A 24,137-nucleotide genomic window follows, 5' to 3' on the forward strand; every position below is an offset into this window, starting at 1 on the left:
AAAAAAATCTAAAATCTAAAATCTAAAATCTAAAATTTAGAAATTATGTTACAACCAAAAAGAACCAAATTCCGTAGAGTTCATAAGATGAAAATGAAGGGGAATGCCCAAAGAGGTAGTCAACTTGCTTATGGAACTTTCGGGATTAAGGCGACAGAAGGTGCTTGGATCACTGCAAGACAAATTGAAGCTGCTCGTATCGCTGCGACAAGATATATGAAGAGAGAAGGTCAACTATGGATCAAAATCTTCCCAGATAAGCCAATTACTAAAAAACCTGCGGAAGTACGTATGGGTAAAGGTAAAGGTGCTGTGGAATATTGGGTAGCTGTAGTAAAGCCAGGTAAAATTATGTTCGAAATCGGTGGTGTACCTTACGATATCGCTAAGGAAGCATTAAGACTTGCGGCACAAAAATTACCAGTAGTTACTAAATTCATCGTTGCTAACGATTTCGTTAAACCTCTTTAATCTTTGAATACAATGAAAAAAGCTGATATTAAAAATTTAAGCGCGGGTGATATTCAAGCTCAATTAACTGAAGCAAAAGCTCAATATTCTAAATTGAAATTGGCTCATGCAATCAGCCCAATTGAAAACCCGATCCAAATCAGAGATTTGAGAAAAACAATCGCTAGACTAAATACTGAGTTAACTAACAAACAATAATTTCATTTTACAATGGATAGAAATTTAAGAAAAGAAAGAATCGGAGTGGTTTCCAGTAATAAAATGGAAAAAACTATTGTTGTTAGCGAAACTACAAGAGTAAAGCACCCGATGTACGGTAAATTCGTTTTGAAAACGAAAAAATATACTGCACATGACGAGAACAACGAGTGCAACGAAGGAGATACAGTTTTAATTTCTGAAACTAGACCTTTGAGCAAGAGCAAGAGATGGAGATTAGTAAGAATCATTGAAAAAGCTAAGTAATAATGTTACAAACAGAATCAAGATTAAAAGTTGCTGATAACACAGGTGCTAAAGAAGTACTAGTTATTAGAGTTCTGGGAGGAACCAGAAGAAGATATGCTTCAGTTGGTGATAAAATCGTTGTTACTATCAAGGATTCTACACCATCAGGAAACGCTAAAAAAGGTCAGGTATCTAAAGCTGTAGTAGTAAGAACTAAAAAAGCAGTGAGAAGAAAAGATGGTTCATACATCAAATTCGAAGACAATGCTTGTGTATTACTAAACGCAGCGGGAGAAATGAGAGGAACACGTGTTTTCGGACCAGTTGCTCGTGAGTTGAGAGACAAAGAATATATGAAAATCATTTCATTAGCTCCTGAAGTACTTTAATATTTAAAATTTTAAAAAAAATGTCAAAGTTAAAAATAAAAAGAGGAGATAACGTAATCGTAACTACAGGTAAGAAAGGTCTTAAAGGTAGTACTGGTGAAGTTATTGAAGTGATCAAAAAAGAAGGAAGAGACCCTAGAGTTATCGTTGCAGGACTTAACATCGTTAAAAAACACGTTAAGCCTTCAGCTTCTAACCCTCAAGGAGGAATCACTGAGAAGGAAGCTTCTATTCATATCTCAAACGTAGCTTTAGTTGGTAAAGACGGAAAAGCTATCAAAGTAGGTTACAAAATCGAAGGAGATAAGAAAGTAAGAATCAACAAAAAAACGGGTGAAACTTTATAATTTTAAATAACACATGGAATATATAGCAAGACCCAAAAAAGCATATAAAGAAACGATTGTTCCTGCAATGATGGAAGAATTCGGATACAAATCAGTAATGCAGGTACCAAAGCTTGAGAAAATTATCTTATCTCAAGGTTTAGGAGATGCTACTGCTGATAAAAAAATCATCGATTATGCTGTAGAAGAACTTACAAACATCACTGGCCAAAAGGCTGTGGGTACTATCTCTAAGAAAGACGAAGCTGCTTTCAAATTGAGAAAAGGTATGCCTGTAGGTGCTAGAGTTACTTTAAGAGCTGATAAAATGTATGAGTTCTTAGATAGACTTACTGCTTCCGCTTTACCACGTATTAGAGATTTTTCTGGTATTAAGGCTGATGGTTTCGATGGTAGAGGTAATTATAACTTAGGTATTACTGAGCAAATTATCTTCCCTGAGATCGTGATTGACAAAGTGAAAAAAATCCAAGGGATGGACATCACTTTCGTTACAACTGCGAAAACAGATAAAGAAGCTAAAGCATTATTAACTCACTTCGGTTTACCATTTAAAAAGAACTAAGAAATGGCTAAAGAATCAATGAAAGCGCGTGAGCGCAAAAGAGAAGCACTAGTTGCTAAATACGCTGACAAAAGAAAAGCTTTAAAAGAAGCTGGTGATTATGAAGGTCTTCAGAAATTACCTAAAAATGCTTCTCCTGTAAGATTACACAACAGATGTAAACTAACAGGTAGACCAAGAGGATACATGAGAACGTTTGGTATTTCCAGAGTAACTTTCAGAGAAATGGCAAACAACGGTCTTATCCCGGGTGTTAAAAAAGCGAGTTGGTAATTTAATTACTAATTAAAAAATTCGGGACAATTAAGTTGTTCAGAAACTAAAGATAAAAAATATCAGACCGAAGATTTCTGAAGTCTGATATTTTATTCTTCAAGTCTTTACAAAACTGATTGTTCTTTAACCAATAATTTATAAAAGAAAAATGGTAACAGATCCAATTTCAGATTTCCTAACTAGAGTAAGGAACGCACAAAGCGCAGGCCACAAAGTGGTGGAAATTCCTGCATCGAAAATCAAAAAGGAGATTACTAAGATCTTATTTGATCAAGGGTATATCTTAAACTACAAGTTTGAAGATAGCGCTGTTCAAGGTACGATCAAAATCGCTTTGAAGTACGATAAGCAAACTAACAAACCGGCTATCAAGTCTATCCAAAGAGCTTCTAGACCAGGTTTGAGACAGTACAAAGGTTCAGCTGAGCTTCCAAGAGTACTAAACGGTTTGGGTATTTCTATCATCTCTACTTCTAAAGGAGTAATGACTGACAAGAAAGCTAGAGAAGAAAAAGTAGGTGGTGAAGTAATCTGCTATGTTTATTAATTTTTAATCAAAGGAAAATGTCAAGAATTGGTAAAGCAATTATAACAGTTCCAGCAGGAGTTACAATCACTGAAAACAACGGTGTGGTAACTGTAAAAGGTCCTAAAGGAGAACTTTCTCAGGAGCTTACAGCAGGAATTACTATTGAACAAAAAGATGGAGAACTGAACGTAAACAGACCATCTGATGCTAAACAACACAAAGCGCTTCACGGTTTATACAGAGCGTTAATCAACAACATGATTGTTGGTGTTAATACAGGTTTCGAAAAGAAACTAGAACTAGTAGGGGTAGGATACAGAGCTTCTCACTCAGGACAAAAACTTGAGTTGGCTTTAGGATTCTCTCACGGTATTGTACTAGAACTTCCAGGTGAAGTAAAAGTTGATACATTGACTGAAAAAGGTAAAAACCCAATTATTACTTTAACGTCTCACGATAACCAACTTCTAGGGATGGTAGCTGCAAAGATCAGATCTTTCAGAAAGCCTGAACCATACAAAGGAAAAGGTGTAAGATTCGTAGGAGAAATTGTTAGACGTAAAGCTGGTAAATCTGCTTAATAAATTATAAGTATTATGGCATTAAGTAAAGTAGAAAAAAGAATAAGAATCAAAAGAAGAGTAAGAGGAAAAATCTCTGGATCTTCTGAATTGCCAAGATTATCTGTATACAAAAGTAATAAGGAAATTTACGCTCAGTTAATCGACGATATCAGTGGAAAAACTTTAGCTTCTGCTTCTTCTAGAGAGAAAGGAGTAGACGCAAACGGAACTAAAACTGAAGTTTCTGCTGCTGTAGGTAAAGCTATCGCTGCTAAAGCTATCGCTGCAGGAATCGAAACTATTGTTTTTGATAGAAACGGATTCGTATATCACGGAAGAGTTAAGGCTCTAGCTGATGGTGCGAGAGAAGGAGGACTTAAATTCTAATCATTTAAATTTCGGAAAATATGTTAGGACTAGATAATATAGAAAGAGTAAAACCGGGAGGATTAGAACTTAAAGATCGTCTCGTAGCTGTTAACAGAGTAACAAAAGTAACAAAAGGGGGTAGAGCTTTCGGATTTTCTGCTATTGTTGTAGTAGGTAACGAAGAAGGTATCATCGGTTTCGGATTAGGAAAATCTAAAGAGGTTGCTTCTGCAATTGCTAAAGCAGTTGAAGATGCTAAGAAAAACCTTGTGAAAGTTCCTGTAATGAACCACACTATTCCTCACCAAACTACTGCTAGATACGGTGGTGCAGATATCTTCTTGAGACCTGCTTCTCACGGTACAGGGCTTATCGCCGGTGGTGCGGTAAGAGCGGTATTGGAGTCTGCTGGTATTCACGATATCCTTTCAAAATCTAAAGGATCTTCTAACCCTCACAACGTGGTGAAAGCTACTTTCAAAGCGTTATTAGACATCAGAAGACCTGAAGAAATTGCTAGAATGAGAGGAGTTTCACTAAGTAAAGTGTTTAACGGTTAATATATATACAATGGCAACAATCAAAGTAAAGCAAGTAAGAAGCGCTATTGGAAGAACAAAAACCCAAAAGAGAACGCTTGAAGCATTAGGATTAAAGAAACTTCACCAAGTTGTAGAACACGAAGCTACTCCTTCTATCTTAGGAATGATAGCTGCAGTTAGTCATTTACTTGAAGTTCAAAAATAATTTTTAAAATAATTTTAAAATGAATTTAAACAACATAAAACCAGCTGCAGGATCTACTTTCAATTCAAAAAGAATTGGTAGAGGTCAGGGTACTGGAAAAGGTGGTACTTCTACGAAAGGTCACAAAGGACAAAAAGCAAGAGCTGGTTATTCTCAGAAAATCGGTTTTGAAGGAGGTCAGATGCCTTTACAAAGAAGATTACCGAAATTCGGATTCAAAAACGTAAACAGAAAAGAGTTTAGAGGAATTAACCTTGATACAATTCAAACTTTAATCGAGAATAAATCTATCACTGGAGATATTACAAGAGAAGTTCTAATTGAAAACGGTTTAATTACTAAAAACGAATTAGTGAAAATTATGGGTAGAGGAGAATTGAAATCTGCGGTTTCAATCTCTGCTGACAAATTCACTAAATCTGCTGAAGAGCTTATTGCTAAAGCAGGTGGAAAAGCAATTACCTTATAATAGTAACTAATGAAAGAATTTATACAAACACTTAAAAATATTTGGAGTCTTAAAGAACTTAGAGATAAAATTCTCTTTACTTTAGGTATTATCCTTGTGTATAGATTCGCATCTTATATCTCACTTCCCGCAATTAACCTTGCAGAGGTGGGAGATCTCTTAGAGCATTATAAAAATCAAGGCGGTAACAAGCAAGGAGCAGGTCTCCTTGGCTTGCTTTCGTCGTTTACGGGGGGAGCTTTCAGCCACGCTTCCGTAATGGCGTTGGGTATCATGCCTTATATTTCTGCTTCTATTATTGTTCAGTTGATGGGGATGGCTATCCCTTATCTTCAGAAGCTTCAGAAAGATGGAGAGTCAGGTAGAAATACATTGAACCAAATTACAAGATGGTTAACTATCGGAGTTTGTTTAGTACAGGCACCTTCTTATTTAACTTCTATTACTCAATTATTCTTACCATATGCTCAATTCCAGTCTGCATACTATGTAGAGCCAAATTCTATTATGTTCTGGTTACCAAGTATTGTTATTTTGGTGGCAGGATCAGTATTCGCAATGTGGTTAGGTGAAAAAATCACCGACAAAGGTATCGGGAACGGTATCTCTATCCTTATTATGGTGGGGATTCTTTCAAGATTGCCAGAAGCATTCGTTCAGGAAATGGCCGTGCAGAACGGAAAAGGAGGAATGGGATCAATCATGATCCTTATTGAAGTGATATTCTGGATGTTGGTGGTTCTTTTAGCAGTAATCTTATCGGTTGCCGTTAGAAAAATTCCTATTCAGTATGTAAGCAGAGCTCAAGCAAGAGGAGGTGTAAACAGAAATCTTATGCAAGGAGCAAGACAATGGATTCCGTTGAAAGTTAATGCTGCAGGTGTAATGCCGATTATCTTTGCTCAGGCATTGATGTTCGTTCCTGGTTTATTAACAAAGTTCGATGAGTCTAATACTTTTCTTGCAGGTTTCAAGAATGTTTTTAGCTGGCAATACAATGTATTGTTTGCGCTACTAATTATTATCTTCTCGTTTTTCTATACTGCGATTACAATTCCGGTAAACCAAATGGCTGATGACTTGAAGAGAAACGGAGGTTTAGTACCGAAAGTAAGACCAGGGAAAGAAACCGCTGATTATTTAGATGATATTTTATCAAAAATTACCTTGCCTGGTGCAATATTTTTATCTATCTTTGCAATCCTTCCGGCAATTGTGCATGGAACCTTTGTTCAGACAGATGCGTTCGCCCTATTTTTCGGGGGAACATCACTATTGATTATGGTGGGTGTTATTTTAGATACCGTTCAACAGATTAATACATATCTGCTGAACCATCATTATGATGGCTTAATGCAGTCTAAATTATCAAGAACGACTGGATATTAATTTATGGCGAAACAAAAACATATTGAACAAGACGGCGTTATAACGGAAGCACTTTCGAACGCTCAGTTCCGTGTAGAACTAGAAAATGGGCATATTCTTATCGCTCATATTTCTGGTAAAATGCGAATGCATTATATTAAACTTTTACCCGGAGATAAGGTAAAATTAGAAATGTCTCCTTACGATTTAACGAAAGGGAGAATTACATTTAGATATTAAAAACAATCTGCCAAATGGAGCACTCGTTCCATTTGGCTATTGTTAAAAAATAAATACTATCAAAATGAAAGTAAGAGCATCAATTAAAAAAAGAAGTGCTGATTGCAAAATCGTACGCAGAAAAGGTGTACTGTTCGTAATCAACAAGAAGAACCCAAAATTTAAACAAAGACAAGGCTAAAATTAAATTATGGCGAGAATTTCAGGTATTGATTTACCAAAAAACAAAAGAGGAGTTATCGGTTTAACTTATATTTATGGTGTTGGAAGAAGTACTTCTTCTGAAATCCTTAAGGCTGCCGGTATCAGCGAAGACAAAAAAGTCAACGAATGGAATGACGATGAATTGGCTGCAATCAGAACGTATATCTCAGAAAACGTAAAAGTAGAAGGAGAATTAAGATCTGAAGTGCAATTGAACATCAAGAGATTGATGGACATAGGATGCCAACGAGGAATACGTCACAGACTTGGATTACCTTTAAGAGGCCAGAGAACGAAAAACAACTCTAGAACTAGAAAAGGAAAGAGAAAAACTGTTGCTAACAAGAAAAAAGCTAGTAAATAATCGTTAGGAATTATGGCAAAACAAACTAAAGTAGTTAAGAAAAGAAAAGTAAAAGTTGAAGCTATTGGTGAAGCTCATATTCAGGCTTCTTTCAATAACATCATCATTTCTTTAACAAATAAAAACGGAGAGGTTATCTCTTGGGCTTCTGCCGGTAAAATGGGTTTCAGAGGTTCTAAAAAGAATACTCCATTTGCTGCTCAGATGGCAGCTGAAAATTGCTCTGCTGTAGCTCACGAAGCTGGTTTAAGAAGAGTAAAGGTGTTTGTGAAAGGTCCTGGGGCAGGTAGAGAATCTGCTATCAGATCTATCCACAATTCAGGAATTGAAGTTTCAGAAATCGTTGACGTGACGCCTATGCCACACAACGGATGTAGACCACCAAAAAGAAGAAGAGTTTAATTTTTAGAATTTACCCATTATGGCAAGATATATTGGACCTAAAACTAAGATTGCTAGAAAGTTTGGTGCTGCAATCTACGGAGATGATAAAAACTTCGAAAAAAGAAAGAACCAACCGCCAGGACAACACGGTCCTAACAAAAGAAGAGGTGCTAAAAAATCTGAATACGCAGTTCAGTTGGCTGAAAAACAAAAAGCTAAATATACTTACGGTATTTTAGAAAGACAGTTTGCTAACTTATTCGATAAAGCACACAGAAGTAAAGGTGTAACTGGTGAAGTTCTATTGCAACTTTGCGAGTCTAGATTAGATAACGTTGTTTACAGATTAGGTTTTTCTAAAACTAGATCTGGGGCTAGACAATTGGTTTCTCACAGACACATCACTGTGAACGGAGAAATTCTTAACATCCCTTCGTATTTGGTAAAAGCTGGTGATGTAATCGCTGTAAGAGAAAAATCTAAGTCTCTTGAAGTTGTTACTAATGCATTGGCTTCTAAAGCAAATTATGAGTGGTTACAATTCAACGATGAGAAGAAAGAGGGTACCTTCATTTCTGCTCCTGAGAGAATCCAAATCCCGGAAGACATCAAGGAGAACCTTATCGTCGAACTTTACTCTAAATAATTTTTTAATCAAATTTTTGCTCAACCCAATAATATGGCAATTTTACAATTCATAAAACCCGATAAGGTAATTTTACTTAACTCTGATGATTTTAGAGGTCAGTTCGAATTCAGACCACTAGAACCAGGTTTCGGGCTTACAATCGGTAATGCTTTGAGAAGAGTGTTGCTTTCTTCTCTGGAAGGATACGCTATTTCATCTATCAAAATAGAAGGTGTAGAGCACGAATTTTCAACTATTCCAGGAGTAATCGAAGATGTTACCGAAATTATTCTTAACCTTAAGCAGGTAAGATTAAAAGCTACGGCAGAAAACCAATCTAACGAGCAGGTTGTTGCTAAAGTTTCGGGACAAACGGTTATTACTGCTGGTGATTTAGGTAAATCTATCAACGGATTTGAGGTTCTAAACCCTGATTTAGTGATTTGTAACCTAAACAGTGATGTAACTTTCGAAATTACTTTCAACATTGAAAAAGGTAGAGGATATGTTCCTTCAGAACAAAATAAGTCGAACAATGCACCAGTAGGTACTATTGCTATCGACTCTATTTTCACGCCGATCAAGAAAGTTCAATACAGCATTGAAAATTATCGTGTAGAGCAAAAAACAGACTACGAAAAACTTGTATTAGATATAGAGACTGATGGTTCTATCAGCCCTCAAAACGCTTTAACTGAAGCTTCTAAGATATTAATTTATCACTTCATGTTGTTCTCTGATGAGAGAATCACTCTTGAAACGGAAGCGGTGAAAGCATCTATCCAATATGACGAGGAAACTCTTCATACAAGACAACTACTTAAGTCTAAATTAGCAGATATGGATCTTTCTGTAAGAGCCCTTAACTGTCTTAAAGCTGCTGAAGTAGAAACTCTTGGAGAATTGGTTTCTTACAGTAAGTCTGATTTGATGAAATTCAGAAATTTTGGTAAAAAATCTTTGACAGAACTAGAAGAATTAGTGCATTCAAAAGGTCTTAACTTCGGTTTCGACGTTGCAAAATATAAATTAGACGCTGATAATTAATTAATAATGAGACACGGTAAAAAATTCAATCACTTAGGAAGAACAGCTTCTCACAGAAGCGCTATGCTTTCTAATATGGCTTGTTCTCTAATTGAGCATAAAAGAATCAACACTACTGTAGCTAAAGCTAAGGCTTTGAGAGTATATGTTGAGCCTCTATTAACAAAAGCAAAAGAAGATACTACACACAATAGAAGAATTGTTTTTTCATATCTTCAAAACAAAGAGGCAGTTACTGAATTATTCAGAACTGTAGCTCCTAAAATCGCTGAGAGAAACGGTGGTTATACAAGAATCATCAAAACAGGTTTCAGACCAGGTGATGCTGCTGATACTGCTCTTATCGAATTGGTAGACTTCAACGAGCTTTACAATCCTAATGCTGAAGAGAAGAAAACTACAAGAAGAAGCAGAAGATCTACAACAGCTAAAACTGCTGTAGCTGCGGAAGCTCCTGTAGTAGAAGAAAAAGCTGCTGAGCCAACGGCTGAAGCTGCAGATTCTACAGAGGAAAAAACTGAAGAATAATATTCATCAGATATATAAAAAAACCGTTCAGATTTCTGAACGGTTTTTTGTTTTATGAATGTTATTCTTAATTGTTTAATTTTATTTGTTTGTTGAATTATTTGTGTGTTTTATTTTTTAAATTAGCAATAAAACAACATTACGATGATTAAATTACAAATAAAATTATTTTGTTCCGTTATTGTATTCTTTTGTGCGATGTTATCTGCCCAACAAAATCAAAAGAAAAGTTTTGAAGTGAAAAATGGTCAGTTTTTACTTAACGGAAAATCTATTGAAATCCGATCTGGAGAAATGCATTACCCCAGAGTGCCCAAAGAATATTGGAAGCATCGTTTATTAATGATGAAAGCTATGGGACTGAATGCCGTTGCTACTTATGTCTTTTGGAATTATCATGAAGAGACTCCCGGAAAATGGGATTGGTCTGGTCAGAAAGATCTTAAAGCTTTTATCAAAACTGCTGAAGAGGTAGGGTTATATGTTATTTTACGACCAGGTCCTTATGTTTGTGCTGAATGGGAATTTGGTGGCTATCCTTGGTGGCTTCAAAATATTAAAGGATTGAAAATTCGGGAAGATAATGAACCGTTTTTATCTGCCAATAAAAAATATCTTACGGAATTGTACAATCAGGTAAAGGATTTGCAAATTACCAAAGGTGGTCCTATTATTATGGTTCAGGCAGAGAATGAATTCGGGCTTTTTGCTTTCCAGCGAAAAGATATTTCGGATCAGTCTCATCAATCTTATTTAGGTAAAATCGTTAAGCAGATAAAAGATGTTGGATTTGATGTTCCGATGTATACTTCCGATGTGACTGATTTTTTTGGTGGAGGTCATGTGGAAGGTGCTTTACCGGGAGGAAATGGTGAAAAAGATATCAACAAACTAAAAATGGTTGTAGATAAATTTCATAATAATCAGGGGCCTTATATGATTGCTGAGTTTTATCCGGGATGGTTGACGCATTGGGGCGAAGGTTTTCCTAGAACCAGAACGGAAGATATTGTAAAATTAACCAAAGATTTTTTGAGCAACGGAATATCTTTCAATTATTACATGATTCACGGCGGAACTAATTTTGGCTTTACTTCGGGAGCCAATTATAATAAAGAACATGATATTCTGCCTGATTTAACTTCCTACGATTACGATGCCCCTATTTCCGAAGCGGGATGGCGAACTCCAAAATACGATTCGCTCCGTCTGGTGATGGCCAAGTATACTAAAGAGAAACTTCCCGATGTTCCGGCTCCGATTAAAGTTATTAAGATAGAGAATATCAGATTTAATAAACTATATAATGCTTTTAGTTATGCTCAAAATCAGGAGAAAGTAAAGGCGGAAAAACCACTCACTTTTGAAGAATTGAATCAAGGATATGGTTATGTTTTGTATCAACATCATTTTGATGAAGCCGTTAAAGGAAAATTGGATGTTACTGGCTTGAGAGATTTTGCAACGGTATATGTAAATGGCAAAAAAGTGGGCGAACTTAATAGATTTTACAACAGTTATACGTTGCCAATTGATATTCCTAAAAATTCTGATTTAAGAATCTTAGTTGAAAACTGTGGGCGAATTAATTATGATGCTCAAATCAATCAAAATACAAAAGGTATTATCTCACCTATAAAAATCAATGATAAAAATATTACAGGAACTTGGGAAATGATAAAGCTTCCTTTTCCTGATCAGTTTTCGACAAACATGAAAACAAAACCTTTATCTCAGGAAGAGTATCACACATTGAAAGATATGCCGACCATTTATCAGGGAGAATTTAATTTGAAGGAAGCCGGAGATACTTTTATTGATATGCAGAATTGGGGAAAAGGAATCGTTTTTATTAACGGAAAAAATCTGGGAAGATTCTGGAAAGTGGGGCCTCAGCAAACTTTATACATTCCCGGAGTTTGGCTGAAGCAGGGAAAGAATGAAATTGTTATTTTTGATCAGCTGAACGGGCGAGTACAGAATTCTGTCAATACTTTAGATAAACCAATTCTAAATGATTTAACACGATAATTAATAAAAAAAATCCTGCTGTTGAAAAATAGCAGGATTTATGTTGAATTAAATTTTTGTTTTTACAAGTTGTATCAGATTATTTCCCTGATCCAGAATCAGGCTGTCGCCTTTTACGGTAGCTTTCATATCCATCTTTTCATACGTGGTTTCGTTACCTTTAGATTCAACTTTATTAAGGATAAAAGTTTTATTATTACTTCTCACGCTCATCGTATTTTCATCATAATTGAAAGTAACTTTTACCAGATTGCCGTCCGTAGCTTTGTAAACATAATCTGTTTTTACAGATTTTTTACCGTTAACATCCGTATTGTACTGAATGGTGGAATCTACTTTGCCATTATCTGCTAATACAGGCTCCGAACCATCAGATTTCATCACACTTTTATTTCCGCTTTCTGTTGATTTTTTACAGCTAACTACCGCTAATGTAAGGATGGCATTTAGCACTAATACAGTTTTTTTCATGATTCTTACAGTTTGATATTTTGATTGATTTTTATTCTTTAATTTTATCTGAATTACACCATACAATATGAAAAAAATATTTCAAAAATTCAGTACAATTCTTTTGATTTTTTTGAGCAGTCTTGCATTTTCTCAGCATGCAGCTTCAACGTTTGAAATAAAGAACGGCAGTTTTCTTTTAAACGGAAAACCTTTTACTATTTATTCTGGCGAGATGCACTATCCGAGAGTGCCACAAGAATATTGGAAACATCGTTTGCAAATGATGAAGGCAATGGGCTTGAATACAGTTACGACGTATGTTTTTTGGAATTATCATGAAGAATCGCCCGGAAAATGGAACTTTTCGGGAGAAAAAGATCTGAAGAAATTCATTAAAACGGCTCAGGAAGTCGGTTTGTATGTCATTATTCGTCCGGGACCTTATGTTTGTGCCGAATGGGAATTCGGGGGTTATCCATGGTGGTTACAGAAAAATAAAGATGTAGAAATCCGAACAGATAATAAAGCTTTTCTTGAGGAGTGTGAGAAATATATAGCTCAATTAGCAAAACAGATTGTCCCTTTACAGATTGATCGCGGTGGTTCCGTCATTATGGTTCAGGCGGAAAATGAATTTGGATCTTATGTGAGTCAGCGGAAAGATATTTCACTGGAAAACCACAGAAAGTACAACCATAAAATAAAAGATATGCTTTTAAAACACGGAATTACCGTTCCGTTATTTACTTCTGATGCAAGCAGTCTTTTCAAAGGCGGTTCTATTGAAGGTGCGCTTACCACAGCAAATGGTGAAAGTGATATTGATGTTCTTAAAAAAAGTGTGAACGATTATCACGAAGGCAAAGGCCCTTACATGGTTGCCGAATATTATCCCGGCTGGCTGGATCATTGGGCAGAATCTTTTGTGAAAGTGGCCACCGAAGATGTGGTAAAACAGACTGAGCTGTATATTAAAAACGGAGTTTCATTTAATTATTATATGATTCACGGCGGAACCAATTTTGCCTTTACAAGTGGTGCAAATTACGATAAAGATCACGATATTCAGCCCGACCTTACGAGTTATGATTATGATGCGCCGATCAGTGAAGCCGGATGGGCAACTCCAAAATATAAGGCATTGCGAGAAGTTTTTCAGAGAAATACAAAAAGTAAGCTTCCTGAAGTTCCAAAACCCATAAAAGTGATTACCATTCCTGAATTTAAGATAACTAAAACGGCTTCTTTGTTTGATGTAATTGACGGAATGAAACCCATTATCAATAATCAGCCTTTGACTTTTGAAGATTTAAATATTGGCAATGGTTACGTTTTGTACCGAAGAATATTTGATAAAGATCACAACGGAAAATTAGAAATAAAAGGTCTGCGGGATTATGCGACGATTTACATCAATAAAAATAGAATTGGCGAACTGAACCGAATGAATAAAAAGTATGATCTTGACATTGACATTAAAAAAGGAGACCAGCTGGATATTTTGGTTGAAAATATGGGAAGAATCAATTACGGAGCAGAAATTAATCATAATTTAAAGGGGATTATTAGCCCTATAAAAATCAACGACAGTGAAATTTCAGGAAATTGGCAGATGTTTCCTTTGGCTTTTAATGAATTTCCAAAGCATCATTTTAAAATTAAAAGTATTCCTAAAAATTCACCAGTTATTCAGGAAGCCGAATTTAATTTGAATGAAACAGGAGATACATTTTTAGACACCCGAAATTTCGGAAAAGGAATTGTTTTTATCAACGGTAAAAATCTTGGACGATACTGGAAAGTGGGTCCGCAGCAAACATTATATGTTCCCGGAGTTTGGTTGAAAAAAAGTAAAAATATAATTCAGATTTTTGAACAGCTAAACTCGAACACAAGTGTAAAAACTTTAGATCATCCGATTTTAGATCAATTAAATCTATAAATGCAGTTTCGAATTGTCATTATTTTAATATTAACTAAAATTAATTGTAAATTATTCTTCATAATTGATAATTGTAAATGAAAAATTGATTAAATTTAATCAAAACTAAAATATAATAATAACCTAGAACTCAAAACGTAAGATTACACAAAGGTGTAATTGTCTCTGCTTTGTTTTCTGTCGAGATTTGTCTTAAACAAAAGAGCATGAGTATTTCCATAGCCATAGTAGAAGACGAGAAAAACTACAACAACGCGTTGAAGAAGGTAATCGATTACCAAAAAGACATGAAAGTTGTCGCTCAGTTTTTTGATGGGAAGGATGCGCTCCAAAATTTATCAGACTTTTCTCCGGATGTTGTGATGATGGATATTCAGCTACAGGATATGTTGGGTATTGAAATCATTGAAAAGCTCAAAAAAGAATTGCCCAATACACAATTTATTATGTGTACCAGTTTTGAAGATGATGAAAAAATTTTCCATTCTTTAAAGGCGGGAGCGATGGGGTATCTCATCAAAGGTGAAAGCATGGATAAAATTCTGGCATCGATTCGTGATGTCTATAATGGTGGTGCACCAATGAGCTTTTCTATTGCCAGACGCGTTTTACAGCATTTTGAAAGAAAACTTCCTGAAATAAAGGGTTTCGATGAATTAACGCAACGCGAAAAAGAAATTCTTGAACTTCTTTCGCAAGGTTTGCTATACAAAGAAATTGCCGACCAAAAATTCATCACCCTCGATACCGTAAAAAAACACGTTGGAAACATCTACCGAAAACTTCAAGTGAATAATAAGGTAGAAGCGATAAATAAATTTAACCATTTTAAAAACTAAGAAATTATGGAAAACCTAGAAAAAGAGTTAAAAATTGATGAAAAACTTATCAATAAAAGACTTAGTAAAGAACAATTAATATGTACTCATGACAGAGCGAAAGAAATCATTTCAAAAATAAAGTATGATTTTGAAATTAATATCGAGAGTTTCAAAAATTTTAAGACAGATTATGAGTTCATACATTTTGTTTTTGTTGATAGGAGATTTTTATGGAAACTTAATGCAGCTATTAATGATTATAAACACGATTTATATTATTTAATCATTGTTAATAATTTTGAAAGAATTTCAGAAGATAGTTTTAATAATTGTGAATCTTATATTGTAAATGAAAAACAGGAATTACAACTTTTAACAATTGACTTTAATAAATATCAGTCTTTACGAAAAGATTTTTTTAAAGGTATTGGAAATGAAATAAAGTATGAATCAACTGAAAAGATAACTGAATATATTACTTTTGAAAATTGGATGTGGGAGTTATTTGCTAAATATTTGGAAGGAGCAGATGGTAAAATGAAAGTTAAAGTGATTTGTATCCAAGATGGATGTGCCGGCAAAGGAATAGAAAATAATGAAATTGACGAATATTTTAGAAGGCCAGAAAATCAACAAAGGTTGTCATTAGCATTTCAACAAACACAAGAAAGTCCGGACGAAAATTATTTTGATATAGGAAACATGCAACCATAATATGTATTCCTCATTACAATTTATATATCTTACAATCTTATTTCTTGTTGCTTCTTTTTCTTTATTTCTCTGTTTTAAGAGAGGAAAGAAGCATCAGGAATTTTTATGTTTTTATTTAGGAATAAGTTTTCTGCTCGAATTTTTAATGTATGTATTTCAACTCATTTTTAAAAGCAGTGCAAATTTTGGATTTCTCTACAACCTTTACATTTTGTTTTGTTCAATTTTTTTTCTAAAATATTTTAATCGAAATCAAAATAGAAATTTAGCTAAAATAAATACTGCAGTTTTGACTTTGTTTTTGTTAGTCTATTTATTTTTCATTTTTAAAAATTATCAAAAAGTTAATCAGGTAATCGGGATTGCTTTTGCATTAGTTTATATTTTCTACAGTTTGATATGGTTTTACGGGAAAATTAAATATCCAAATCTAAAAAGTATTACCAACGATCCTAAATTTTGGGTATCCTTTGCTTTATTATTTTGGGGGGTATTTTTTATTCTAAGAATTATTCCGAGGTATTTATTTAGTAAAATAGATGCTGAAGTTTTAATCGTCTCTCAATCGTTTTTCTTTATAGTCAATTGTATTTTCTATTCATTATTTTTTGTTTCTCTTATTAAATATAATAAAAGCAATGATGAAAGAATATAATTTCGATGAGATAAAACTAACATACATTATCATCACAATTGTAATGATGTTTTTCGTCTGCTTCATCATATTCGTCGTTCTCATGTACAATCGCAGACAATTACTTTATTTAAAAGAAAAACAACTCCAACAATCCGAACACCAAAATCAGCTTCTTCAAAAAGAACTCGAAAAACAAAAGCTAATCGAAAAAGAAAGAGAACGAATTTCTCACGATATGCACGATGATTTGGGCGCCGGAATTTCCGCCTTAAAACTTCAGGCAGAATTCTTGAAACAAAGATTGCAGGATGAAGAATTTCAGACTGATATTGATGAATTGTTGAAAACTTCGGAAGAGATGAATCTTTCCATGCGGGAAATGCTGTGGAGTTTACATTCAGGAAATGATACCATTGGAAGTTTTATTAATTATGCTAAAATATACTCCGGAAATTTCCTTAAAAAAACAACAATGCAAATTGATTTTGAAGAAGAAAATATTGTTGATCATTTCCCGATTTCTACCGAATGGAGGAGGAATTTATTTTTATGTCTGAAAGAAGCATTAAACAATGCTTATAAGCATAGCAAATCAGATCAACTAAAAATATCGTTTAAACAAACTGAAGGAAAATTTTTAATTCAGATTTCAGATAACGGAATTGGACTTAATCATGAGAATAAAGAAGGCAACGGGCTTCATAATATGCACCGCAGAATGCAGGAATGTAATGGTTCGCTGAAAATATTACCTATAAAAAAAGGAACAACGCTTCTTTTTGAAGTAATATTTTAATTTGTTTTAAATATTTACAGAAAAGACAAATTGACACATTTTTAAAATTAACTAAAATTTAACTTGAAATTACCCTATAAAATAGCCTAAAATTAGGTTAAAAAGTGAAATTTTGATTAAATTTGTATAAACTATAAAAAAAGAACAATGAGTTACATTTCTTACATAGAAGCGAGACAAATTTTGGATTCTAGAGGAAATCCTACAGTTGAAGTAGATGTATTTACAGAAAGCGGAGCAATGGGACGTGCAGCGGTACCTTCTGGAGCATCTACAGGAGAACATGAAGCAGTGGAATTACGTGACGGTGGTTCGGAATACATGGGGAAAGGTGTTCTGAAAGCTGTTGAAAATGTAAGAGAAGTAATAGCGCCGGAATTGGTAGGTCTTCCAGTGTATGACCAAAACCTTTTAGATCAGATCATGATCGATCTAGACGGAACTAAAAATAAAGGAAATCTAGGAGCAAATGCTATTCTTGGTGTTTCTTTAGCTGCTGCAAAAGCTGCTGCTACGGAACTTAGAATGCCATTATACAAATATGTGGGTGGAGTAAATGCAAACACACTTCCTGTTCCGATGATGAACGTTATCAACGGTGGTTCTCACTCTGACGCGCCTATCGCTTTCCAGGAATTTATGATTATGCCAGTAAAGGCAGATTCTTTCTCTCATGCTTTGAGAAAAGGAACTGAGATCTTCCACAACTTAAAATCTATTCTTCATTCAAGAGGTTTATCTACTGCAGTAGGTGATGAAGGTGGTTTCGCACCAACTTTCGCTGGAACGGAAGATGCATTGGATACTTTACTTCAAGCTATCGAAAAAGCAGGTTACAAGCCTGGTGACGATATTATGATCGCGCTAGACTGTGCAGCTTCTGAATTCTACAAAGACGGAATTTATGACTACAGAAAATTCCAGACTCCGGATGCAGCGCAATTCTCAAGCAGCGAGCAGGTTTCTTACCTAGCTGAATTGGCAAACAAATATCCAATCATTTCTATCGAAGATGGTATGCAGGAAAATGACTGGGAAGGTTGGAAAATGCTTACTGATAAAATCGGAGACAGAGTACAGTTAGTAGGTGACGATTTATTCGTAACCAACGTAGAAAGATTGTCTAGAGGAGTTCAGGAGGGTATTGCTAACTCAATTTTGGTGAAAGTAAACCAAATCGGATCTCTTTCTGAAACAATGGCTGCAGTACAAATGGCTCAGCACAACAAGTTTACTTCAGTAATGTCTCACAGATCTGGAGAAACTGAAGATTCTACGATCGCTGACCTTGCAGTAGCAATGAATTGTGGTCAAATTAAGACTGGATCTGCTTCAAGATCAGACAGAATGGCGAAGTACAACCAATTGTTGAGAATTGAAGAAGCTTTAGGCGAAACTGCAATTTTCCCAGGGTTGGATACTTTTAAAATTAAAAGATAATTAATTGAAATTATAAATTACGGCAAGCGAATTTTTTTGTTTGCCGTATTTTATATAATGTAGTATATTTAAGAAAAAATAAATAAATAATGTCAGACAACAAAGTAATATTGAATTACGCAGGTAATTCGTATGAATATCCTATCGTGGATAGTACTATCGGAGACAGAGGAATCGATATTTCAAAATTAAGAGACCAAACAGGTTTAATCACTCTAGATTTAGGGTACAAGAACACCGGAGCTACACTTAGTGACATCACTTACTTAGACGGAGATAAAGGAGAATTATTCTACAGAGGTTACCCAATCGAGCAGATTGCTGAGAAATCTAACTTCACAGAAGTAATGTATCTCTTATTACACGGTGAATTACCAACTTCAGATCAATTCAATACCTTCAACGGTAATATCAAAAAATATAACTTCGTAGCAGAGGAGATGAAAAAAATCATCGATGCTTTCCCTCGTTCTGCTCACCCTATGGGAGTTTTATCTACTTTAACTTCAGCTTTAACGGCTTTCAACCCTAAAGCGGTTAACGTAAACTCTAAAGAGGAAATGGATATCGCAGCTGAGTTGCTTATCGCTAAATTTGCTCACCTTGCGGCTTGGACATACAGAAAAACATTAGGTCTTCCGCTTAACCACGGAGATAACAGCCTAAACTACGTAGAAAACTTCTACAAAATGGCTTTCAGATTACCAAATGAAGAATTCCATATGAATCCTGTGGTAATTGATGCTTTAGATAAATTATTAATTCTTCACGCAGATCACGAGCAAAACTGTTCTACTTCTACAGTAAGAATGGTAGGTTCTGCTCATACAGGTCTTTTCTCTTCAGTATCTGCGGGTATTTCTGCACTTTGGGGGCCACTTCACGGTGGTGCAAATCAGGCAGTAATCGAAATGCTTGAATTAATTGAAAAAGATGGTGGTGATGTATCTAAATATGTTGCTAAAGCTAAAGACAAAAACGATAGCTTCCGTCTAATGGGATTCGGGCACAGAGTGTATAAAAACTTCGACCCAAGAGCAAAAATCATTAAAAAAGCGGCTGACGATTTATTGAACGCACTTGGAATTCAAGACAAAGCGCTTGATATTGCAATGCAGTTAGAAAAAGTAGCATTGGAAGATGAGTACTTCGTAGAAAGAAAATTATATCCAAACGTAGATTTCTATTCAGGAATCATCTACAGAGCATTAGGAATTCCTACAGAAATGTTCACAGTAATGTTTGCATTAGGAAGACTTCCGGGATGGATTGCTCAGTGGAAAGAAATGAGACTGAAAGGAGATCCAATCGGAAGACCAAGACAGGTTTATCAAGGTGCTCAACAAAGAGACTACGTTGATTTGCTGAACAGATAATCATTATCTTATCATAAATTAAATCCCAAAGTGAATAGCTTTGGGATTTTTTATTTTTGGTTAAGTTTTTTTTGTTTTAATTTTTATTCTTATTAAATTTTTCTGTGTGTCTATCCCAAATATTAGTAACTTTTTCCATCTGATTTTCTTTCATTTGTTGAATATCAATGGCTGTTTTTACACCTTGAACCATCACCATTGAAGCTTTTCTTGTTTCAATAAAATATTTCAAGATTTCACCATTTTCAAGTTCTATTTTTCCAAAAGTAAAATCGTCTTTTTCACTTTTAAATTCTCCGTAAAGTAGGTTTTTAGCATTAATTAAATTGCCAAAATTCACTTTCCCGTTTTCTGAAGTAATTAATTTTCTCGTTGTTAAAATGCTGAAATTATCAAAATCAATTATGGTAGAACAAATAATCAACTCTTCAGCATGTAATTCAAAAGGATAATTTTGAAATAAAACTTTTGAGTCATTCTCATAAAATAATGTCCATTTAAAGTCGTAAGGTTTTATAGTACTTCTTTTAATTTTAGCAATACAAATACTATGGATGGATGTGTCTGATTTTTTCATTACTAATTTAAAGCATATCGAAAATACGAAAGTTTTTAAATTCTAATAGGATGATAAGGTTAAGTCTCAAAACTTGGGAGAAAATAAATAAATTTTTCACTGTTTTTTATAAGTGGAACGGCTTTGTGAGGCTTAAAACAAGTGGTATTCACAAAAACTTTGTGGGCTTTGTCTTCAAAGTTTAAGACTTTGAATTTTATAGTTAAGCTAGCTAAGTATTGCTATCATTTGCTGAGTATAACGCCATTGCGAGCGAAAATATTTAAAATAAGGTACAAAACTTTAGCGATCGATAGCGATAAAAGAAAATAAAAAAATTGTCTCAGTCTTGTTTTCCAATACTATGCTCAGATCCCTACAAGGATGACAAACTTTATGGATACAATTTTTTGTGTAGTCCCCAAGTTTTGTATTTGATTTGGTGATAAGTAAATAGAAAGCGAGGAAATGAATAAAAAAATAAAACCTGCCTATAAAAGCAGGTTTTTCAATTTTATTAAGGACATTGACATCTGTCGCAAGTCCAGATAAAGCATTTTCCGGAATCGTCCCATTCGCAGCAGCGTCTGTTGACAACTCCAATACCTCCTTGAATAGTTTTTTGCTCTTCTCTTCCTAATTTTTGTGCGTTTTTCAGCACCGGATTTTTCTTGTTCATGATTCTTGTGATTTGATTTGTTAATAGTTAAGTTTAAATTTTAGCTAAAATTTATATCACTAATATATGAATATTATTTTAATGTTAATCAAATTTTAATTGTAAATTAATCATAAACAATAGATTGTATTTAAAAATATCTTTAAAATCGATGTTTTTCAGTAATTAAATTTATGAATGAAAAATAAAGAATGAGCGAACAACTGCCTAAAGTGATTTCTCTAGAAGAAAACTGCTGTTTGCTGCTAAAAAACCGTTAAAAGTTTCTTAAATAACGCCCTTTACTTATATTTGTAGCATTGCATAAATCTTTATGAAACTAAACATTAAAAATGAAACGGGAAGGCTGAGATCAGTGGTTTTAGGGCAGCCCAATTCTATAGGAGCGGTTCCTACGCTGGAAGAAAGCTATGACGCAAAGTCGTATTACTCAATAGAACACAATATTTATCCAAAAGAATCAGACATCATCAATGAGATGAATGCTTTTGAGGAAGTGTTGAAAAAATATGATGTAGAAGTTCTTCGTCCTGATATTATTAAAGATTATAATCAGGTTTTTGCAAGAGATGTTGCTTTTGTGATTGATGATAAAATGATTATCTCGAATGTAATCGCAGACAGAGCCGACGAGCAGGAAGCTTATAAAACAGTTTTTAAAGAGGTTGCCTGGAGAAATATCATCAATCTTCCCGAAACAGCTCATATTGAAGGCGGTGATGTGATTGTTTGGGACGATTTTATTTTTATCGGAACTTGCTTTAGCGAAGATTACAGAAGCTATAAAACGGCAAGAACCAACGAATACGCGATAGAAATTCTGAAAGAATATTTTCCAAAGAAAAGAATTATAGATCTTGAATTAAAGAAAAATGATAAGATTCCGTATGAAGGGATTTTACATTTAGACTGTACTTTCAATCCTATTGGTAAAGATAAATGTATCATTTATAAAGATGGTTTTGTGGATGAGAGTGATTATCGTTTAATCATTGATATTTTTGGCGAAGAAAACTGTTTCCACGTCAATGCAGAAGAAATGTTTGAAATGTTTCCGAATATTTTCTCTATTTCTCCGGAAGTTGTAGTTTCCGATAAAGCGTTCACCAGAATGAACAATCACCTGAGAAACGAATGGGGAATGACCGTGGAAGAAATTCCTTACCGAGAAATTTCCAAAATGGGAGGATTGCTGAGGTGTTCTACGATGCCGCTTATTAGAGAGTAATTGATTGGGAGAGTAATAGAGTTTGAGTATCTGAGAGTTTTGATGTGGAGTTGTTGTTATTTTTTCTATTTTAGTTTAAAAATACAAAGATGTCAACAATTAAATTCACCAAGACTTAAAGGTGTTTCAAAAGTCCATAGAATTTTCTATGATGATTTTCGAACTCACAAAATCTTTTCCCAAAGAAGAATGCTATTCACTTACAGATCAAATCAGGAGATCATCCAGATCGGTTTCGGCAAACATCAGCGAAGCTTGGGGAAGAAGGAAATACGAAAAATATTTTGTAGCTAAGCTTACAGATTCTGAAGGGGAAGCAAGAGAAACCCAAACTTGGCTTCTATACTCTTGGAAATGTAATTATATAAATGAAGAACAGTTTATTAGTTTAAACAATCAATACAATCAAATAATCGGGATGTTGGTCAACATGATGAGTCAGTCGCAAAGTTGGTGCAATTTTTTATCGAATAATAAAGATGAAAATTAATTTTACACTAAAACACTAAAACACTCAGACTCTCAAACCCAACACCACTAAAATTCAAAACTATGCAAACAACAGATACAGTATTAATGATAGAGCCGATTGCATTCGGATACAATGCAGAGACGGCGAAGAATAATTATTTTCAGGTTGAACAAAAAGGAGCAGATATTCAGTCTAAAGCATTGGCAGAATTCAAGATTTTTGTTGAAAAACTAAGAAGCAAAGGTATCAATGTGATTACCGTTAAAGATACGATCGACCCTCATACGCCGGATTCCATTTTTCCAAATAACTGGGTGAGTTTTCATAAAGATGGAAAAGTAGTTTTATACCCGATGTTTGCCTCTAATAGAAGGGTCGAAAGAAGAGAAGATATTATCGAAACCATCAAAAATCAAGGATTTGAGGTTGATGAAATTGATGATTGGTCACTTCCTGAAATTCAAGGGCATTTTTTGGAAGGAACAGGAAGTATGATTTTCGATCACGATAATAAAATCGCTTATGGATCTGTTTCTTTGAGATTGAATGAAAATTTATTCAGACAATTTTGTGAGAAATATGGTTTTACGCCAGTCGTTTTTCACTCTTTCCAGACGGTTGGGGAAGAAAGACTTCCGATTTATCATACGAATGTCATGATGTGTGTCGCAGATAAATTTGTCGTGATTTGTCTAGACTGTATCGATAATGAAACAGAAAGAGCTCACGTGGTTGAAACCATTCAAAATTCAGGAAAAGAAATCATTGAAATTTCAGAAGCGCAAATGCAGCAATTTGCAGGAAATATGCTTCAGGTTCAGAATAAAGAAGGTGAAAAGTTTTTAGTAATGAGCCAGACGGCTTATCAATCCTTAAATCAAGATCAGATTTCTTCGATAGAAAAATACTGCGAAATCATCTATTCAGATTTAAATACAATTGAAGTAAACGGCGGTGGAAGTGCACGTTGCATGCTGGCTGAGGTTTTCTTGCCAAAGAAGTAATTGTTAAAGAGAAAGGATTTTCATAAAAAATGGCAAGTCCTAAAATAGATTTA

General features: G+C 34.5%; 34 protein-coding genes. 31 read left to right on the plus strand and 3 right to left on the minus strand.

From position 1 onward, the window contains the following. Positions 1-45 precede the first annotated feature (45 nt). The 22 genes from rplP (at position 46) to OXQ85_RS16035 (ending at position 11,966) form a co-directional block, all read left to right on the plus strand. On the plus strand, positions 46-471 hold the full coding sequence (gene rplP, locus OXQ85_RS15930) for a 50S ribosomal protein L16 (protein ID WP_029297776.1): 426 nt from the start codon (positions 46-48) through the stop codon (positions 469-471). Between the two features lie 12 nt (positions 472-483). Beyond that, complete coding sequence (gene rpmC, locus OXQ85_RS15935; RefSeq protein ID WP_027381309.1) at positions 484-669, plus strand: 50S ribosomal protein L29; 186 nt, start codon at positions 484-486, stop codon at positions 667-669. Positions 670-681: 12 nt separating this feature from the next. Further along, complete coding sequence (rpsQ, locus tag OXQ85_RS15940) at positions 682-936, plus strand: 30S ribosomal protein S17 (RefSeq protein WP_034678021.1); 255 nt, start codon at positions 682-684, stop codon at positions 934-936. A 2-nt stretch (positions 937-938) separates the two neighbouring features. After that, positions 939-1,307, plus strand: coding sequence for a 50S ribosomal protein L14 (rplN, locus tag OXQ85_RS15945; protein WP_007839504.1), 369 nt, complete (start codon positions 939-941; stop codon positions 1,305-1,307). Positions 1,308-1,327: 20 nt separating this feature from the next. Further along, on the plus strand, positions 1,328-1,654 hold the full coding sequence (gene rplX, locus OXQ85_RS15950) for a 50S ribosomal protein L24 (protein WP_072953568.1): 327 nt from the start codon (positions 1,328-1,330) through the stop codon (positions 1,652-1,654). 13 nt (positions 1,655-1,667) lie between these two features. Then, on the plus strand, positions 1,668-2,219 hold the full coding sequence (gene rplE, locus OXQ85_RS15955) for a 50S ribosomal protein L5 (RefSeq protein ID WP_267405768.1): 552 nt from the start codon (positions 1,668-1,670) through the stop codon (positions 2,217-2,219). Positions 2,220-2,222: 3 nt separating this feature from the next. Then, a complete protein-coding gene (gene rpsN, locus OXQ85_RS15960; protein WP_027387207.1) occupies positions 2,223-2,492 on the plus strand; it encodes a 30S ribosomal protein S14 in 270 nt (89 codons plus the stop codon). Between the two features lie 151 nt (positions 2,493-2,643). After that, complete coding sequence (gene rpsH, locus OXQ85_RS15965; protein WP_039364085.1) at positions 2,644-3,042, plus strand: 30S ribosomal protein S8; 399 nt, start codon at positions 2,644-2,646, stop codon at positions 3,040-3,042. A gap of 17 nt (positions 3,043-3,059) precedes the next feature. Next, positions 3,060-3,605 carry a 50S ribosomal protein L6 gene (gene rplF, locus OXQ85_RS15970; RefSeq protein WP_267405775.1) on the plus strand — a complete coding sequence of 182 codons (546 nt, stop codon included), beginning with the start codon at positions 3,060-3,062 and terminating at the stop codon, positions 3,603-3,605. Between the two features lie 15 nt (positions 3,606-3,620). Then, on the plus strand, positions 3,621-3,974 hold the full coding sequence (rplR, locus tag OXQ85_RS15975; protein WP_267405776.1) for a 50S ribosomal protein L18: 354 nt from the start codon (positions 3,621-3,623) through the stop codon (positions 3,972-3,974). 20 nt (positions 3,975-3,994) lie between these two features. After that, complete coding sequence (gene rpsE, locus OXQ85_RS15980; RefSeq protein WP_045491132.1) at positions 3,995-4,516, plus strand: 30S ribosomal protein S5; 522 nt, start codon at positions 3,995-3,997, stop codon at positions 4,514-4,516. A gap of 10 nt (positions 4,517-4,526) precedes the next feature. Continuing rightward, on the plus strand, positions 4,527-4,703 hold the full coding sequence (rpmD, locus tag OXQ85_RS15985; RefSeq protein WP_029297759.1) for a 50S ribosomal protein L30: 177 nt from the start codon (positions 4,527-4,529) through the stop codon (positions 4,701-4,703). A gap of 19 nt (positions 4,704-4,722) precedes the next feature. Continuing rightward, positions 4,723-5,172 carry a 50S ribosomal protein L15 gene (rplO, locus tag OXQ85_RS15990; protein WP_267405778.1) on the plus strand — a complete coding sequence of 150 codons (450 nt, stop codon included), beginning with the start codon at positions 4,723-4,725 and terminating at the stop codon, positions 5,170-5,172. A 9-nt stretch (positions 5,173-5,181) separates the two neighbouring features. Then, positions 5,182-6,561, plus strand: a complete 1,380-nt coding sequence (gene secY / locus OXQ85_RS15995; protein ID WP_267405779.1) for a preprotein translocase subunit SecY — start codon at positions 5,182-5,184, stop codon at positions 6,559-6,561. Between the two features lie 3 nt (positions 6,562-6,564). Continuing rightward, entirely contained in the window at positions 6,565-6,780 is a 216-nt protein-coding gene (infA, locus tag OXQ85_RS16000; RefSeq protein ID WP_034684855.1) for a translation initiation factor IF-1, read from the plus strand. A 64-nt stretch (positions 6,781-6,844) separates the two neighbouring features. Next, entirely contained in the window at positions 6,845-6,961 is a 117-nt protein-coding gene (gene rpmJ / locus OXQ85_RS16005) for a 50S ribosomal protein L36 (RefSeq protein WP_007839480.1), read from the plus strand. Between the two features lie 9 nt (positions 6,962-6,970). Continuing rightward, the gene (gene rpsM / locus OXQ85_RS16010; protein WP_007839478.1) at positions 6,971-7,348 is read left to right on the plus strand and encodes a 30S ribosomal protein S13; all 378 of its coding nucleotides are present in this window, start codon (positions 6,971-6,973) and stop codon (positions 7,346-7,348) included. A 12-nt stretch (positions 7,349-7,360) separates the two neighbouring features. Next, positions 7,361-7,750 carry a 30S ribosomal protein S11 gene (rpsK, locus tag OXQ85_RS16015; RefSeq protein WP_034694697.1) on the plus strand — a complete coding sequence of 130 codons (390 nt, stop codon included), beginning with the start codon at positions 7,361-7,363 and terminating at the stop codon, positions 7,748-7,750. A 19-nt stretch (positions 7,751-7,769) separates the two neighbouring features. Beyond that, positions 7,770-8,378 (plus strand): 30S ribosomal protein S4, encoded by a 609-nt coding sequence (rpsD, locus tag OXQ85_RS16020; protein ID WP_267405784.1) that lies wholly within the window; start codon positions 7,770-7,772, stop codon positions 8,376-8,378. A 33-nt stretch (positions 8,379-8,411) separates the two neighbouring features. Further along, positions 8,412-9,407 carry a DNA-directed RNA polymerase subunit alpha gene (locus OXQ85_RS16025; protein ID WP_267405785.1) on the plus strand — a complete coding sequence of 332 codons (996 nt, stop codon included), beginning with the start codon at positions 8,412-8,414 and terminating at the stop codon, positions 9,405-9,407. Between the two features lie 6 nt (positions 9,408-9,413). Further along, positions 9,414-9,935, plus strand: a complete 522-nt coding sequence (gene rplQ, locus OXQ85_RS16030) for a 50S ribosomal protein L17 (protein WP_267405786.1) — start codon at positions 9,414-9,416, stop codon at positions 9,933-9,935. Between the two features lie 144 nt (positions 9,936-10,079). After that, positions 10,080-11,966, plus strand: coding sequence for a beta-galactosidase family protein (locus OXQ85_RS16035; protein WP_267405787.1), 1,887 nt, complete (start codon positions 10,080-10,082; stop codon positions 11,964-11,966). Between the two features lie 48 nt (positions 11,967-12,014). Here the strand turns inward: OXQ85_RS16035 and OXQ85_RS16040 are convergent, their stop codons facing one another. Next, entirely contained in the window at positions 12,015-12,437 is a 423-nt protein-coding gene (locus OXQ85_RS16040; RefSeq protein WP_267405788.1) for a hypothetical protein, read from the minus strand. 67 nt (positions 12,438-12,504) lie between these two features. Between OXQ85_RS16040 and OXQ85_RS16045 the strand changes: the two genes are divergently transcribed. The 6 genes from OXQ85_RS16045 (at position 12,505) to OXQ85_RS16070 (ending at position 20,145) form a co-directional block, all read left to right on the plus strand. Further along, a complete protein-coding gene (locus OXQ85_RS16045) occupies positions 12,505-14,361 on the plus strand; it encodes a beta-galactosidase family protein (protein ID WP_267405789.1) in 1,857 nt (618 codons plus the stop codon). 206 nt (positions 14,362-14,567) lie between these two features. Further along, entirely contained in the window at positions 14,568-15,200 is a 633-nt protein-coding gene (locus OXQ85_RS16050; RefSeq protein ID WP_267405790.1) for a response regulator transcription factor, read from the plus strand. A gap of 6 nt (positions 15,201-15,206) precedes the next feature. Next, positions 15,207-15,896: a hypothetical protein gene (locus OXQ85_RS16055; RefSeq protein ID WP_267405791.1), complete on the plus strand. Its 690-nt coding sequence runs from the start codon at positions 15,207-15,209 to the stop codon at positions 15,894-15,896. Positions 15,897-16,534: 638 nt separating this feature from the next. Continuing rightward, on the plus strand, positions 16,535-17,329 hold the full coding sequence (locus OXQ85_RS16060) for a histidine kinase (RefSeq protein WP_267405792.1): 795 nt from the start codon (positions 16,535-16,537) through the stop codon (positions 17,327-17,329). A gap of 147 nt (positions 17,330-17,476) precedes the next feature. Continuing rightward, positions 17,477-18,769, plus strand: a complete 1,293-nt coding sequence (gene eno, locus OXQ85_RS16065) for a phosphopyruvate hydratase (RefSeq protein WP_267405793.1) — start codon at positions 17,477-17,479, stop codon at positions 18,767-18,769. Positions 18,770-18,858: 89 nt separating this feature from the next. After that, entirely contained in the window at positions 18,859-20,145 is a 1,287-nt protein-coding gene (locus OXQ85_RS16070) for a citrate synthase (RefSeq protein WP_267405794.1), read from the plus strand. 76 nt (positions 20,146-20,221) lie between these two features. Here the strand turns inward: OXQ85_RS16070 and OXQ85_RS16075 are convergent, their stop codons facing one another. Further along, complete coding sequence (locus tag OXQ85_RS16075) at positions 20,222-20,722, minus strand: hypothetical protein (protein WP_267405795.1); 501 nt, start codon at positions 20,720-20,722, stop codon at positions 20,222-20,224. A gap of 496 nt (positions 20,723-21,218) precedes the next feature. Further along, complete coding sequence (locus tag OXQ85_RS16080) at positions 21,219-21,380, minus strand: hypothetical protein (RefSeq protein WP_267405796.1); 162 nt, start codon at positions 21,378-21,380, stop codon at positions 21,219-21,221. Positions 21,381-21,693: 313 nt separating this feature from the next. Between OXQ85_RS16080 and OXQ85_RS16085 the strand changes: the two genes are divergently transcribed. The 3 genes from OXQ85_RS16085 to OXQ85_RS16095 all read left to right on the plus strand — a co-directional run bounded on the left by OXQ85_RS16085 (position 21,694) and on the right by OXQ85_RS16095 (position 24,084). Continuing rightward, complete coding sequence (locus OXQ85_RS16085) at positions 21,694-22,608, plus strand: arginine deiminase family protein (protein WP_267405797.1); 915 nt, start codon at positions 21,694-21,696, stop codon at positions 22,606-22,608. Positions 22,609-22,729: 121 nt separating this feature from the next. Continuing rightward, on the plus strand, positions 22,730-23,098 hold the full coding sequence (locus tag OXQ85_RS16090) for a four helix bundle protein (protein WP_346659715.1): 369 nt from the start codon (positions 22,730-22,732) through the stop codon (positions 23,096-23,098). A gap of 62 nt (positions 23,099-23,160) precedes the next feature. Then, complete coding sequence (locus OXQ85_RS16095) at positions 23,161-24,084, plus strand: arginine deiminase-related protein (protein ID WP_267405798.1); 924 nt, start codon at positions 23,161-23,163, stop codon at positions 24,082-24,084. Positions 24,085-24,137 lie beyond the last annotated feature (53 nt).

This window comes from Chryseobacterium sp. GM_Chr_2 (assembly GCF_026540445.1).
Taxonomy (GTDB): domain Bacteria; phylum Bacteroidota; class Bacteroidia; order Flavobacteriales; family Weeksellaceae; genus Chryseobacterium.